The 14,443-nt window shown below is 54.5% G+C and carries 14 protein-coding genes; 6 read left to right on the top strand and 8 right to left on the bottom strand.

The features are described from left to right. The first annotated feature begins 17 nt into the window (after positions 1-17). A complete protein-coding gene (locus P0119_04120) occupies positions 18-311 on the top strand; it encodes a hypothetical protein (protein ID MDF0665245.1) in 294 nt (97 codons plus the stop codon). Here P0119_04120 and P0119_04115 read toward each other — a convergent pair. Then, complete coding sequence (locus P0119_04115; GenBank protein ID MDF0665244.1) at positions 306-1,598, bottom strand: MFS transporter; 1,293 nt, start codon at positions 1,596-1,598, stop codon at positions 306-308. The two genes, P0119_04120 and P0119_04115, sit on opposite strands and share 6 nt — an antisense overlap. 153 nt (positions 1,599-1,751) lie before the next feature. After that, the gene (locus tag P0119_04110) at positions 1,752-2,156 is read right to left on the bottom strand and encodes a hypothetical protein (GenBank protein MDF0665243.1); all 405 of its coding nucleotides are present in this window, start codon (positions 2,154-2,156) and stop codon (positions 1,752-1,754) included. Positions 2,157-2,292: 136 nt separating this feature from the next. Here P0119_04110 and mtaB point away from each other — a divergent pair, with 136 nt between their 5' ends. The 3 genes from mtaB to P0119_04095 all read left to right on the top strand — a co-directional run bounded on the left by mtaB (position 2,293) and on the right by P0119_04095 (position 6,647). Next, a complete protein-coding gene (gene mtaB, locus P0119_04105; protein MDF0665242.1) occupies positions 2,293-3,630 on the top strand; it encodes a tRNA (N(6)-L-threonylcarbamoyladenosine(37)-C(2))-methylthiotransferase MtaB in 1,338 nt (445 codons plus the stop codon). Continuing rightward, complete coding sequence (gene miaB / locus P0119_04100) at positions 3,627-4,958, top strand: tRNA (N6-isopentenyl adenosine(37)-C2)-methylthiotransferase MiaB (GenBank protein MDF0665241.1); 1,332 nt, start codon at positions 3,627-3,629, stop codon at positions 4,956-4,958. The genes mtaB and miaB overlap by 4 nt, the downstream gene beginning before the upstream one ends. Positions 4,959-5,627: 669 nt before the next feature. Continuing rightward, on the top strand, positions 5,628-6,647 hold the full coding sequence (locus P0119_04095; GenBank protein ID MDF0665240.1) for a hypothetical protein: 1,020 nt from the start codon (positions 5,628-5,630) through the stop codon (positions 6,645-6,647). Positions 6,648-6,658: 11 nt separating this feature from the next. On the opposite strand, the gene P0119_04090 is transcribed toward P0119_04095, so the two are convergent. The 3 genes from P0119_04090 to P0119_04080 are packed head-to-tail and all read right to left on the bottom strand — an operon-like array spanning position 6,659 to position 8,498. Further along, positions 6,659-7,375 (bottom strand): 3'-5' exonuclease, encoded by a 717-nt coding sequence (locus P0119_04090; protein ID MDF0665239.1) that lies wholly within the window; start codon positions 7,373-7,375, stop codon positions 6,659-6,661. Beyond that, positions 7,372-7,776, bottom strand: a complete 405-nt coding sequence (locus P0119_04085) for a (deoxy)nucleoside triphosphate pyrophosphohydrolase (protein ID MDF0665238.1) — start codon at positions 7,774-7,776, stop codon at positions 7,372-7,374. Before P0119_04085 ends, P0119_04090 begins: the two co-directional genes overlap by 4 nt. After that, positions 7,773-8,498 carry an A/G-specific adenine glycosylase gene (locus P0119_04080; GenBank protein ID MDF0665237.1) on the bottom strand — a complete coding sequence of 242 codons (726 nt, stop codon included), beginning with the start codon at positions 8,496-8,498 and terminating at the stop codon, positions 7,773-7,775. The genes P0119_04085 and P0119_04080 overlap by 4 nt, the downstream gene beginning before the upstream one ends. Before the next feature lie 175 nt (positions 8,499-8,673). Here P0119_04080 and P0119_04075 point away from each other — a divergent pair, with 175 nt between their 5' ends. Continuing rightward, complete coding sequence (locus P0119_04075) at positions 8,674-9,144, top strand: hypothetical protein (protein ID MDF0665236.1); 471 nt, start codon at positions 8,674-8,676, stop codon at positions 9,142-9,144. Positions 9,145-9,327: 183 nt separating this feature from the next. After that, positions 9,328-9,687, top strand: coding sequence for a PilZ domain-containing protein (locus P0119_04070; GenBank protein MDF0665235.1), 360 nt, complete (start codon positions 9,328-9,330; stop codon positions 9,685-9,687). Positions 9,688-9,741: 54 nt separating this feature from the next. Here the strand turns inward: P0119_04070 and P0119_04065 are convergent, their stop codons facing one another. The 3 genes from P0119_04065 to P0119_04055 form a co-directional block, all read right to left on the bottom strand. Further along, complete coding sequence (locus P0119_04065) at positions 9,742-10,779, bottom strand: hypothetical protein (GenBank protein MDF0665234.1); 1,038 nt, start codon at positions 10,777-10,779, stop codon at positions 9,742-9,744. After that, the gene (locus tag P0119_04060; protein MDF0665233.1) at positions 10,776-11,486 is read right to left on the bottom strand and encodes a toll/interleukin-1 receptor domain-containing protein; all 711 of its coding nucleotides are present in this window, start codon (positions 11,484-11,486) and stop codon (positions 10,776-10,778) included. Before P0119_04060 ends, P0119_04065 begins: the two co-directional genes overlap by 4 nt. A 150-nt stretch (positions 11,487-11,636) precedes the next feature. After that, positions 11,637-14,384: a CHAT domain-containing protein gene (locus P0119_04055; GenBank protein ID MDF0665232.1), complete on the bottom strand. Its 2,748-nt coding sequence runs from the start codon at positions 14,382-14,384 to the stop codon at positions 11,637-11,639. Positions 14,385-14,443: the final 59 nt, after the last annotated feature.

Genomic DNA, 14,443 nt, shown 5'->3' with positions numbered 1-14,443 from the left:
TGAATCAGGAGGAGCCTATGTTCGTCTGGAGCAAGAAACTCGTCGGCGCCCTGTTAAGTGCCTTTGTTCTGCTGTTAGGAATCTTCCTCCTTCAAGGCCCGTCGGAGAGCACGAGCGGTCTGAAGATTCACACGACCCAATGGATCATATTGAACTATGCATGTCTATTGGTCTGGCTTTTTGTTTGGATGATCGACCAAGCGCGAGTCCGCGGTAAGAATGTCTGGTTATGGCTGGTTCCATTTATCCTAGCGCCACTTCCCACTCTCATGATCTTCGTACTCTTCCTTCAACGACGACTGTCCTCATAGACGATCGGAAACCGGCGAGCCTGCAGGCTTCGTGACTGAGTGGCGCAGGACCGTCTCCGGTTCTGGTTCAAGCACACGCCGGATCCGCCAGACGGCCCAGAGACCTGGGAGTGCCACCACCACCGTCAAGATAAAAAACTGCGTCCAGCCGACGAGGGCCACGACATCCGCCGACGGGCGACCGGCAAAAACCCTTCCCAACGCCTCTAACGAAGATAGTAGCGCGAACTGAGTCGCCGTATACCGAGGATCGCAAAGCGACATCACCAGCGCCACGAATGCAGCTGTGCCCATTCCTCCCGTCACATTTTCGATCACCACTGCTGCCGTTAGCACAGTCGAATCCTTACCTACCAAGGCCAATGCGACAAATCCCAGGTTTGAGACCGCTTGCAAAACTCCGAAGATCAAGAGGGAGCGCACGAGGCCGGCTCTGGTCATCAAGAGTCCGCCGAAAAAAGCTCCCAACAATGTCGCAAAAACCCCTAACCCCTTCACGGCGCCTACCTCCGTCGCGGAAAAGCCGAGTCCCCCGATCAGGAAGGCCGTCTGGAGCGTAGACGCAAAGGCGTCTCCAAGTTTATAGAGGATAATCACGGCCAAGAAGCCAAGCGCATGAGGCCGAGCAAAGAATTCCGCAAGCGGCGCACCGACCGCCTCTCTCATACTTTTTGGAGCCTCAGCGACAAGTGTGGGGTCCGGGCTGATCAATACGATAACCAACCCAGCCAGCATGACGGCTGCCATTGCCAGATACGTCATCTGCCAGCCCACATGATCGGCAAGGACCAACGCGCCGGCTCCGGAGGCCAACAAAGCGATTCGATAGCCGTTCACCCACACGGCGGCACCCAATCCACGCTCGTGAGGACGAAGCGTTTCCGTTCGATAAGCATCAAACACAATGTCCAATGAAGCGGCAAGAAACGCGACGAGCAGGGCATAGGCCGCCATCCATCCAGGGTGAATCCGTGGATTGGTCACGGCCATAAACACCAAGCCGATCGCGACACAGAGTTGTGTTAGGACCATCCAGCCGCGCCGCCGGCCGAACCAGGGAGGGATCACACGGTCCATCACGGGAGCCCAAAGGAACTTGAGCGTATAGGGAAGGCCGACCATGGTGAAAATACCGATGGTCTTAAGGTCGACTCCTTCCACTGTAAGCCAGGCCTGTAAGGTCCCGGACGTGAGCGCAAGAGGGAGACCTGACGCAAAACCCAAGGGCAGCATCACCAAGATGCGCCGATTCATGAGACCGGCAAGATCGAACGCTCCTTGTTTCACGAAGACTCTCTCGTACGAACGTGAGCGAATCAGTCAGGACCTACACACAGACCGGAGCAACCTTCCGCCGCAAGGCAGAATACCATCGCCTTCCAGGGGTGTTCAGCAGAATCACAAAACATGCGAGAGTAGCCTCACCGGCCGGCGCAGAAGCTAACAAGGCTGTCCATTGAACACACAGGGCTTGTATCGCGAGATATCGAAGTCAGTATTTTCCTGGTAGACCTTTTCGTTGCCGTTGACCCCGTCCTGCTCCGGATCGTTCCACATGGTGTGGTTCCACCAATAGAACAGCGGTTGGGCCTCCGTCTGGTAGATGGGATTACCATAAGTACTGCGAGAATGCTCCTGAACCAGCCGGGCCGTCACATAGTCGACTTTGCCGTTTCCGCCGAGGGAATACAGCATGATAAAGAGACGGGCCTCATGGTCATACAGCTCATCGACGCGAGTATTGAGATCCGGCTCGGCGGGAAGCGAATCCGTGCTCCATCCCGTCACAGGATGGCTCCAGAGCATCCCTGTAAAAACAAAAACAATGAGGGCACGCGGACGCATGATCCTTACGCTCTCCGACCACTCGAATATGATCCTATCAACGATCTTGCCGACAAGGAGTTACTACTCCCTGAGACCTCCGCCGCAATAGACCGCCTTGCCGGAACCGGCATGATCTTCCTATAATGCCATCCCTATGGTGACGACCCGTGCATCTCTTCATACGCTCGGCTGCCGCTTGAATCAAGCTGAAACCTCGATCCTTGGGGAAGGGCTCAGACGAAAAGGGTTTAAGCTCGTCGAGTTCGGCCAACCGACGGATCTCCTTGTTCTCAACACCTGTGCGGTCACGGAAGACGCCGAACGGACATCGCGATATCTGATCCGGAAGACCTTGAAACACTCTCCCCATGCCTTTATCGCGGTGACAGGGTGCTACGCCCAAACGGGCATGGACCGCCTCAGACAGCAAACGGGGATCGATCTCATCGTGGGCCACCAATTCAAGCTCGATCTGCCGACCTATCTTCCTCCCGCCCATGAGCTACGGAAACGATCGAACGTAGAGATTCATCATACCAAAACGATTGTGCGTGGAGACTTCGAGCTGCCGCATTTCGCGGAATCGGACTCCACCCGTGCATTGCTCAAAGTACAGGACGGCTGCAGCGCGATGTGCAGCTTCTGCATTATCCCGTTTGCACGGGGTCACGAGCGAAGCAGAACTTTTGATGACATCCAGCGAGAAGTCGAGACCTTAGCCGCTCGCGGATACCGGGAAATCGTGTTGACTGGAGTAAACATCGGGCAGTACGCGCACCAAGGCCGGGACTTTTGTTCGTTGCTTCGTTGGCTCGATCAAGCGGCCGACTTCGAACGTATCCGCATCTCTTCAATCGAACCCACAACAGTCAGCGAGGAATTACTCGACCTCCTCGCCTCGTCGAAGAAACTCTGTCCTTATCTTCACATCCCCTTGCAAAGCGGTGACGATCAGATTTTGCAGGCTATGAATCGCCGCCATACGGTCAAGAGCTATATCAAACTGATTGAAAGGGCTCTCGTAACCATCCCCGGCCTCGGCCTTGGGACTGATCTTCTGGTAGGATTCCCCGGGGAATCTGAGACCGCGTTTCAAAATACGATGGCCGTCGCCGCTGATGTTCCATTCTCCTATCTCCACGTATTTCCATACTCCCTACGTCCCGGAACTGCTGCAATGCGCCTGAAACAACGTGTCCCCTCTGCATCGGTGAAGAAGCGCACCGATCTCCTCGTGGCTCTCGACAGAGCCAAGCGACTCGCCCATCACAACAAACAGATCGGCAAGACGCTCTCGGTCCTTTTCGAAGCTGGGGGTCGAGATGCCTATCATTTCGGCACAACCCCAAACTTCACACGAGTGGGAATCGCAGTTTCCGAGGATTTCCAGAATCAAATCTTGCCGGTCCTGATCACAGCCGCAACAGACCGTTGCACGTTTGGCCATGTCGCTTCTGCTCAAACAGCGCGACCTTCCATAGTATCGCTATGATCCTAAAGATCGCTCCACAAGTTCATATCGAAACCTTCGGCTGCCAGATGAACGAGTCCGACAGCGAACTCGTTCGTTCGATGCTCAAGCGAGAAGGGTTTGTCTTCACTGAGGAACGTGAACGGGCCGACGTCATATTGGTCAACACCTGTGCCATCAGAGAGAACGCGCACAACAAGATCTACGCCCATCTCTCCGAGTTGAAAGCACTCAAAAAGCAGCGCCCGCTCGTCGTCGGCGTCCTCGGCTGTATGGCCCAGAATCTGAAAAGCACCCTGACCGAAAAGGAACCGCTCATCGACGTCTTGGCCGGTCCGGATGCCTACCGCCAACTTCCTTCGTTGCTGACAACTGCGCTTGAAGCCCAAGAACAGGGACTCTCCCAAAAAGGATTTGCGCTCGATCTGTCGGAGTATGAAACCTATGAAGGGATCATGCCTGATCGCGACGGCAGGGTGAATGCCTGGATCACCGTGATGCGAGGCTGCGATAATTTTTGTTCCTTCTGCGTCGTCCCCTATACCAGGGGACGTGAGCGGTCACGTGATCCGAGGTCCATTCTGCTTGAAGCACGCGAGGCTTCCGCACGAGGATTCAGGCAAATCACATTGCTCGGCCAGAACGTCAATTCCTACCGCCATGAAGACTGGGACTTCGCCAGACTGATCACCGCCGTGGCGGATACATCAGGGATCGATCGGGTACGGTTTACCTCGCCGCACCCAAAGGACTTTCCCACCGCGCTGATCGAAGCCATTGCTACACACCCAAAAATCTGTAAGCACATTCATTTGCCTCTTCAAGCAGGAAGCGATCGGATTCTGGAACTGATGGGACGAACCTATACAGGAGCCGAGTATCTTACGTTGGTCGATCGCATTCGAAGCACCGTCCCCGATGTCGTCCTGACCACAGATATCATCTGTGGTTTCTGTTCCGAGTCGGATGAGGACTTTCGAGCCACAGCACTTATGGTAGAACAAGCCCAGTTCGACTCAGCCTATATCTTCAAATACTCAGAGCGGAAGCATACGATCGCGGCTAGGAAATATACCGACGATGTCCCTGATCAAGTCAAAGGCATGCGTGTCGCTCAACTCGTAGAGACTCAACGCCGCATTACCTTGGAGCGCAACCGCCGATACATCGGAAAGGCCATGGAGGTGTTGGTCGAAGGTGATGCGACCCGATCGTCAACCCAGGCAATGGGGAAAACCGACGGAAATATCACGGTCGTATGGGATAAGAGCACCGGCCACTTCGAACCAGGCACTTTGACGACGAAACTCATCTTTGATGCCTCGGCTGCGACCCTTTATGGCGAATGACCCACACCAGTACTGACGTCGTATTCTTTCTGAGACACCTGTCTCAAGATTTCGGAACAATTCTGCACGTTCAACGGGTGAAACGAACATTCTCTGAACAGCTCCATGAGCCACCCTCGGACGATTCCTCGACTGTACTTTCCCTCGCTTCGCCTCCCATTTCGCCTCGTTTATGACAGACTCGTTGACGATTGCCCGAATCTCCCCCTCCACTCGATTGAACACTTAGACACTATCCCTATGATTATCAACGCACCCTTCACGGTCTCATTTCTGGAGCTTGGTTTCTCGTCCTGAATTTCTAGCCTCGAGTTTCATCAAAAGCATCCTCCCCACCTTGAGCGACAATACAGCCTGTCACTTATAAAAATGAGAAGGCATGAACCTTGCTATAGATGCCGGTGTCCATCTGTTCGGAAACCAGGGATTTCGCTTCTGGTTATGAAGTCCAGCGACTCCGATTCAAAGCCCAACCCAAACCCGTCTGACTCCCGCATCACCCTCGAACTAATCATTTCAGCCGGGGTAGTGGGATGGTTGGCGATCGGCATGGTGCTCATGGGCTTGGGTATCTGGTAGTTCAATATCCAAACCACAAGAAGCTTCTGATCTTTCGACAAATGCGAACCGGGCCCCCTCAGCCACAAGACGACATGTGAGGAGTGCAATATGCAAGCCTATTTCAATGTCAGCAGTACCCATTATATCGGTGCCTTGATATCTCTCAGCCTAGTCGTGGCGGGATGCTCGATGTTTTCCGGAGAGGCAAAGCTCCACAAGAACGCCAACGGCTCCGTCTATCTCAAGGAAATCGCCGATTGGTCATTTGAAGCCAGCCATCCAGCCACCATCGACCAGATGACGATGCTGAAAATAGTCAAAGGCGTTGTAACCGACGACGTCCAGAAAATGAAAGGTAACATGCCCGCCAGTGGCAGCAAGCCGATGAGAGTGTTCAGCGATGAAGACGCCGAGTTCCTTGCTCCCCTGCTAGCCCAAGGTTTATCGCAAGCGAAACCGGAGCAGATTGTCGGTTTCAAGGTGTCTCCATCGGCAGGGTCAGGCGCTGAACCCACAGCGGGCACCCTCTACATGTATAAAGGGTCGATTTATCTGACAATTGCCCCTACTCAAAACAGGACGGTATCTGGATTCATTCCTAATTCCGTCGCTCGTCTTGAAAAAGCTCCTTCCTTCGTCGCCCTGGGAAGCGGAGCGATGACCATGGTGATCGATTATCAAGTCCTCGCCAATGGACCGACGCAGGGGTCGCCTCTTGCAGCGGGGATGCAGAAACCTGTCTCTGCTTCTGCATCACAGACTGCTCCGATGACACCAACCGCCGCACGGACGCAACGTGCATCGGCCATGGAAACAGCGTCGTCGCAGGACGCTTCCGCCCAGCTGGGCACTCAAGAGTTTCCAGTCACTACCTATCCCCGGACTGATTCAGAAATTCCTCCATTGAGTACCGATGAACTCCTCAACAGGAAAATGGATGAGCTCCGAGAAGCGCGCGAGGCCAGCAAGCTCAAAGACTCTGAGATTGCGATGCTGAAGAAGGAAACCACGTGGATGAAAAAGGAGCTCCGTCAACGGACGGAAGAGTTGAAAGCCTTAAAGGCCAACAAGACAGCCGCCCGTTCAGCCCTGAAAAAGAAATCGGCGCAAGCCTATCCAACCCGTTGATCGACTATCGATCAACCGACATCGTAGAGCTCAGGCTGCAGCAGCACAACCTCCCTGGACAGCGGCTGACGAAAGTTCATGCGACAATAGCAGGCATAGGTCACATAGGTATCTTGCAGACAGTATTGTGCAAGCTCGCGACCTTGTCTCTTCTCCCACATTTCGGCGACTTGTTCTCCACTGCCCGACTTCGTGTCGACCTGTAATGCGCGGGCCAATACATCGAGCTTGACCCAACCCCTCATGTCCCAATTACTCCAGACGGCCATCGTGTCATAGACCGGTTCGGTACGGAATTTTGCGAGGTTGATGTCGAGGCTTGGTTTCACTTGATTGATGGTGGACCGCTTCTTGATAAAAGGGAGATCAAAGCCAAGCCCGTTATGCGTGATGTACAAGGCAGGACGGTCCTGGGCCAATCTCGCCCAAAATTGACGGAGCAGCTCCCGTTCGTTCGCCCCAAACCAGGCGACGGCGCTGCGCGCTTCCAGCTGATCGGAAAACTCCAGCATACCGATACAGACGATGCGGCTGAAGGTCCCATCGAACGCTGACTTCGCGTAGGACTCGTCCTCCGCACGACGTTGCTCTTCAGCGGCTCCTGCCGCAAAGAGATCGAAGCCCCCTTCTGGCGGATAGGACGATTCGTTTGCCTGAGGCTTCCCCAATAGGCGGGCCCATTCATCGCGCGTGGCCTGGACGGTTTCAATGTCGAGCACCACCTTCATCGTGAAACTCCGAGCGCCTCGCGTCGTAAGGCTTCGATAATCGCGTAGTCTGCCGGCGGGAACTTAAAATGCGTAAGATCTTCGGGGTACACCCATCGGATTTCTTCACAGCCGATAGGCAGCGGCTCCCCCTGTCCAATAGCACATCGAATAAAATGCAACTCTATGATGCGATCGAGATAATCATGCTGGATGATCCGGTACGGAATAACAAGGTCGACGCGAATGCTCAGCTCTTCAAACAGCTCCCGTTGCAAACAGTCTGTTAACGATTCTCCCGGTTCTCGTTTTCCGCCAGGGAACTCCCAGAAACCGGCTAAGTGACCGCCGGGCTTTCGACGGGCAATCAAATAACGACCGTCACGGTGGATGAGGCCCGCTGCCACTTCGATGACTTTCATAATCGGCCGATCCTTTCCCGAGGCGTCGCCTTGAACGGATACGTCTTGCAGAACGACTTCATTGGACAAAGCAGACAATAAGGATCACGCGCCGTGCAGACCGTCGCTCCAAAGTCCATGAGAGCCTGGTTGAAGTCGTACCCTTTCCCCGACGGGATCAAGGTTTCTGATAATTCCCAGAGCATCGTCTTCTGTGCTTTGGGATCACCCTCAGCGACAAACACCCTGTGTAAGACACGGATCACGTTCGTGTCCAAAATGGGCGCATCTTCATTGAAGGCGAAGGAGCGAATAGCCCCGGCAGTATAACGCCCGATCCCTTTGAATGAGAGCAACTCGTCAGCGTCATTGGGTAACTTCCCTCCGTACCGTTCCACCGTTTCGCAAGCGATCCCGTGGAGCCGCTCCGGGCGAATGTTGTACCCAAGGGGATACCACGTCTTCTTGACATCAGCGACCGGAGCTTCCGCCAAGTCTTCGAAACTTGGATAGCGTTCCAGAAACTCGTGGTACTTGGGGATCACCCGATCGACTTGAGTCTGCTGGAGCATCACTTCAGAAACAAGAATATGGTAAGGATCAGACGTCTTTCTCCAGGGCAAGTCACGGCCATATTCCTCATACCACTTCAGGAGACGCAGTTGGAATCGGCGCTTCGCAGACCGGTCGGGTAGACCGGTCTTGCCGGGCTTTTTCTTGTTGGGAGGTCGTCTTGCAGGCATGCACCGAGCCCTATGATCACCGTCTCTCGACCACGACATTGTAGGAGTCCCTCCCCTTCAAAATCAAATGCACCCATCACCCTCTTGAGTAAAGGAACCTATGCTCAAGCGTCGACGGACTATCTGGCCAAGGAACAATTCTCGTGGTAGCCTCTAGGTAGCTCATGAGGGAACTATGAAGGTGGAGATCTTTCGAGAGCGGCTATTGCAAGGCTTGGTTGTGGTTGGAAGCTTGGTCTGCGCACTTTCCCCCTTTCCCTCCCTAGCTGAAACCCTCCAAGTACCATGGGAATGTTCGAATTACACGGGCGACGCGCAGATCCGTTGCGTGAACGCCTTCATGGAAGCGCAACAGAAGAAGATTGCGGAGCTCGAGGGGAAGCTTCAATCTCAAGAGGGGACCGTCGGTCAACTCAAAAGCCAGCTCGATCGGCAAGCGACCACGACAGCTGATCTGCAGCGCCAACTTGCGGAGCGCCCCTCCACGAGCATTGTCCCAATTCCATATTCCTATCCTTACTCCTATGGCTATCCCCTCGGCCTTGGGTTCGGACTCCAATTTGGTAGCGCTGGGATTTATGCCTCACCCTACTATGGTCCATTTTGGGGCCACCGACATTACGGGTATTGGGGTTATCGCTGGTAACGTTCCAGATGAAGTAGCCGGCAACAATCCGTTAGTTCTGAACTCAGCCATTCCTGCTCAGATCAGTCTTTTCGTTGACAAGTCTCCACCTGCCACATAGCCTGCTACCGAGTAGCTCATGACCTACAACGGTGGTCGGCTCGGCAGTCAGTGAGCCCACATCCCACAACACAAGGATGCACGATGGTTGTTCGGAAATTCCCCCGCTTTCCTGTTGCAATTTCAAGCACGTTGGTTCAGAGAGACAAACTTCGATACAACGCTTCGGTCAAGGACCTGTCGCTGAAGGGCTGTCGGCTAGAGAGCACGATCCGCCCCTTCACCGGCATGCAGGTGGAACTGTTTCTTCAACTGGAAAACGGATCCCCACCAATCCACGTCATTAAAGCGACCGTCCGATGGGCCGGTTCACAGGGCATCGGCATGGAGTTTCTCGCGATGGAACCGACCGAACATGAACGACTCAAACGGGTAGTCGACCAAGCCTCCGTTACAGCAGGACAGGCGTTGATCGTTCCCCAAGACGAGCTGCCGAAGACGTAAACCGTTCCCACCCATATCGCAGGATTAGGGCCTGAGCTTAGCTGACAACACAGACTACTCACCCAGCTTGATGAACTGAATCATTGTTTTCAGGCTGCCAGCGATCTCCGGTGTCACCTCGCTCGCGACTGCGAGGTAGTTCCGGAGCTTGGAGGGCAACTTGCGCATTGCCTGCTCACTCCAGGTGCGTTCCTGAGCGGCGAGATATTCAAAATCCCTCACGACTCTAGCTGCCAGTCTGGGGGAGACGTCCGTGAAGTCTTGAAGGATATGGACCGGAACAGGTTCAGGCGCTTGAGTGAGTGGAGGTTTCACTGAAATCAGGTAGGGGCCTCGGTCATAGCTTTTCTCGAATTTATTCAACAGTACTTTTGCTCTATCAAAATCGTAGACAGCTAACACCTTCTTCGCGAAGTCTGGATCGGCTTCCTTCCCCTTTGGCAGGTCTGTCACCGGGATATGCGTCGCATTCAGCTGGCTCGGACGGACGTACCGACCGAGCTTGTCGAGTTGGCGCATGACCCGCAAGCAGGCCTCCAGCGTCTGGAGAGCGCGCCCCGTTTCCTTTTCACCTTGCGGCTCCGCACTCAGAAGCAAGTAGCTGTAGAGACCGTAGTTGGGTTTTTCCTCTTGATTGGGCAATAGATACCGTCGGGCAGTAATCAGTCCACCGCGGGTCCCCTCAGTTGAGTCCTCTCCACCTGCTGGCTCCTTTTTGCCAATGAACACCTCTACTGTACAGCCTGCCGTCATCGCCTTGACCGTCGCCGTCACCTTTGTATGCGACTCGCCGGACTTGATACGGACCTTGCTCAGATTCCATTCAACCTCTGGACCACTGCCTTGGACAGTTCCATCGCTAACTTGCCATTGAAATGAGACCGCTCGTGCAGTCGGATTGCCATCCTGAGTCCCAACGACCACTTGCAGCCTGGTGCTCTCTCCCTCAACGATCGTAGGACGATCCGTGAGGCAGATAAGATCCATTGCATCGTTCTGGGTGTCAGTCTGGGCTGACGCTGTTGCAGAAACCAGAAGGACGACGAGAAGCGACAGACCTCCAAGAATCCTCCAGCACAACCGCCACCTCATGCCACTCTCTTTCGCCGATTACTGATGAGACGCCAGATCCGTTTGCCGCCGAGCGCGAGGCCATAGGAAATGACGAGCAGGACAGGAATTTCTTTCTCGGTAAACCCTCCTGAACTGTACCCGATCATGGCCAAGACCACCGTGAGCACAAACGCAATTCCGACCGCAGAGTAATCCAACTTGTACCAAGGGGACTGTCCCTTGTCCGACTCACCTTCCGCCACATCCGACTTTGCAGTGAGCCCACCGACTGATTCAATGCCCTTGATCAGCACCTCCAGATCCGCCTTACGGCGGGCCTTGGTATCGCCAACCTTGTAGGCCTGCTGATCGGTTAGGACGCGAATGTCCTCCGAGAGCTGTTCACCTTTCGGCATTGCGGCATCATCGACCAGGACAGGAATAACCGTCACGCCTCGATGACTTAAGGCAAGGGCAATTTCTTGGCGATGCACATCATCAGGCAAACCGATCCGAGGCCGTTGCTGCTCATCGGCAGTGGTCAACCACTGACGCCCGATCACCACGAGAACGACCGTGCATTTAGCCAGCGCCCGCTGCAACTGGTCCCGCCAGTTCCCCGGACCAAGGGCATCCTTGTCGAGGAAAACTTGATCGTCACCAAACGCCTTGGCAAGATCATCGCGTAAACCGATCGCCCAGGCTTTCGCATCCGCTTGGCGATAACTAATGAAGATACCGGCCATGGGTATAGCCTTGCTTATCTCTAATGCAGAGAGTCCCAGAATACGTTCGTGGTGAGCATGTCGAACCATGAACGGAACTGCATAAATTCACACGCCCTTCGACAGGTCTCAGGGCGAACGGATTATGATACGAATTTTCCGAACACTCCACTACCGACTTTTCGTCAGCGGCGTCCAGTTGCCAATGGGAACAAACGCCGCCCAGTAATAGGGGTGCGATCGATCCTTGCTCTTCAGCATGGCCAATTGCGCATTGCGCAAAGCCTCCGAGCGGCCCTCGCCTTTCAAGAGTCGCTGGTAGTAGTCCACCATGAGATCCTTCGTCGCCTCATCTGCCACTTTCCAGAGCGATGTGACTTGGGATTCTGCCCCAGCAAGCACAAGTGCTCGCCGCAGCCCGTAGACTCCTTCGCCGTTCTGCACATCGCCTACACCGGTCTCACAAGCCGAAAGCACCACGAGCTGGGTCCCACGGAGGTCCATCTGTGCGACCTCCGCTGCAGTTAAAATTCCGTCATCCTTTTCTCCCGAGCGTCGCTGATTAGCCCCGGCCAAAGCCAGCCCAGACCGCAGCAAGGGATTCTCACCTAATGGGACAGGGGCTATGTCTTGAATGAAATTGCGTCTGAGCGCTGCGTTCGAAACCTCTCTGTCTTTCAGGAAAAACCCATGCGTGGCCACGTGAAGAATGCGCGGCCCGTGAAGCTGTTTGAACCGCTCCTCCGTGGCCTTGGCTTGCGTCAGCACATGGTCATCAGGAACTTTAAGCAACGTTTTGAGTGTCTTGGCCTCTTCAGCCGTTCCAGGCAGTGACGTAAAGCTCATCGCACCACGATCCAAATCGACTGAGCGCTTCATATGATTGGAAGGTTCCACCTTTGCCACTTCACCAGCAACTTCTCCATAGTTCGGATCAGCGACAATGATTGCATCACCCTTCCCAAGAGACGGTGTCCCATATCGTACCAAGTCCCGACCACTCGTAACGTAGGTGATTCCTTTCTTTGAGCCTAGGTATGCTCCTGTTTCATCAAGAAGCGCGGCAAAAGGCACCAAATTCAATGCGCCGTCCGGTGAAATGAGTAGATGATCGATATTGCTTAAGTGATGCTGTAAGGGTCTTAGCAGTTTGTCGTATAACTCCTTGGCCAACTCTTGAACATAGGTGTTTGTTGGATCGCCCAGTCCCGTTCGAAAATCTTTAATTAACTGGTCAAGTGCTTCCGCATCACCAAAATCCATCACCGCCGGCTCACCTATTCGCTTAAGCACATAGGCCACATAGCGCGGCTTACCCAGTCTCGATTGCGCATCCTTAGCGTTGGGATCAAATGGCTTATAGCAATACCATTCTACGAGGGCTGTCTTTTGAGGGATCGCGGTCTGGGTAGCTGCCAGGGCGATAGGAGCGATCTGCTGCCGAAATTCTGCACTACGTTTAGACAGATCCGCTTCGAGTTGTTCCTGCCGAGTCATGAGATCTTGTAATTCCTGGCGATAAGCCTCGGGCTGAAGATTTCCAAGGGCCTGATGGGTCAGAGTTGATAATTTCTGTGCGACCTCGCTGAGTTGTTCGAATAGACCCCGATCTTCTGGCTTTGCATTTCGCCGCAGACGTCCAGCACTGTCCGATATGACATCCAACACACGCCCTTTTACCATCAGCACACTCCGGAGTCCTAATACCTTGGCTTGATGGTCCGGCGTTGTAAGCGAGAGTGAGACCCGCATGAATGTTTGACCACTCAGCTGAGCGAGATAGGCTTGCTTGCGCGATTCCGATCCGGTCAGAAGAAAAGTCGCCAGGGTTTTTTCGTGAATGGCTTGTGCCTTTCTATATAATGGTCCTGTTCTGGCCAGATCGCCTGTCGCCCAATACAAGGTTGCTAGAATGTCGAGCGATCGGGCCGTATCCTGGTGCTGCGGCCCCAAGACCTTCTCTTGGATCGCCAGTGCCCGCTTAAGGAGTGCCTCCGCCTGTCCGTAGGCCCCGGTCACCCAATAGAGCACCGCTAAATTGTTGAGGGATCTAGCCGTATCCAGATGTTCCGGTCCCAGTGCCTTTTCACGGATCGCCAGGGCTCGCTCCAGCAACGGCTCTGCCTGCTCAAAGCGCCCTGTCTCCTCATAGAGCACCGCCAGATTGTTGAGGGATCTAGCCGTAACCAGATGTTCCGGTCCCAGTGCCTTTTCCATGATTGCCAGCGCCCGCTTGTACAGCAGCTCCGCTTGTCCGTTGTCTCCGGTGTTCCAATAGAGCAGCCCCAAATTGCTGAGAGAATAAGCCGTATCCGGATGCTCTGGACCCAGTACCTTTTCACGGATCGCCAAGGCTCGCTCCAGCAACGGCTCCGCCTGTCTATAGGCTCCCGTGTCTATATAGAGTCCCGCCAGATTGCTAAGCGACATGGCAGTACCTGGATACTCGGCCCCCAGCACTTTCTCCCGGATCGCCAGCGCCCGCTTGTACAGCGGCTCCGCCTGTCCGTAGGCTCCGGTGTCATGATAGAGCCTTGCCAGATGATTGACCGACACCGATGTGTCCAGATGCTCTGGTCCCAACGCCTTTTCCCGAATGGCCAGTGCCTGCTTATACAGTGGCTCCGCCTCCTCATAAGTCCCCGAATCCTGATAGAGCATGGCCAGATGGTCGAGCGACTTTAACCTGTCCGGATGATCCGGCCCCAGCGCCTTTTCCAGAATCGCCAGGGCCTCCCGTACCAGAGGAATGGCCTCTTTGTAACGGCCCTGTCCATAAAGCCTACCGGCTTGCTGGTCGAGTGCCTCCGCGTCTTGGATCGAGTTTTGTTGTGCAACCGATGCTGAAGTGACTCCAAGCAGATAAATCAGGACCACTCCTTTTTTCAGCCATCTGAGGATTCTTGTGCCCCTGGGCATCGTCTCCTCCTCATGTCGGCTCACCCGCGCTCGACGGACACCTTTGTATACCGAAAGAA

The sequence above is a fragment of the Nitrospira sp. genome (assembly GCA_029194665.1).
GTDB lineage: Bacteria > Nitrospirota > Nitrospiria > Nitrospirales > Nitrospiraceae > Nitrospira_D.
Note: the sequence above shows the minus strand (reverse complement) of the source record. Positions and strands in the feature narration are given on the sequence as shown.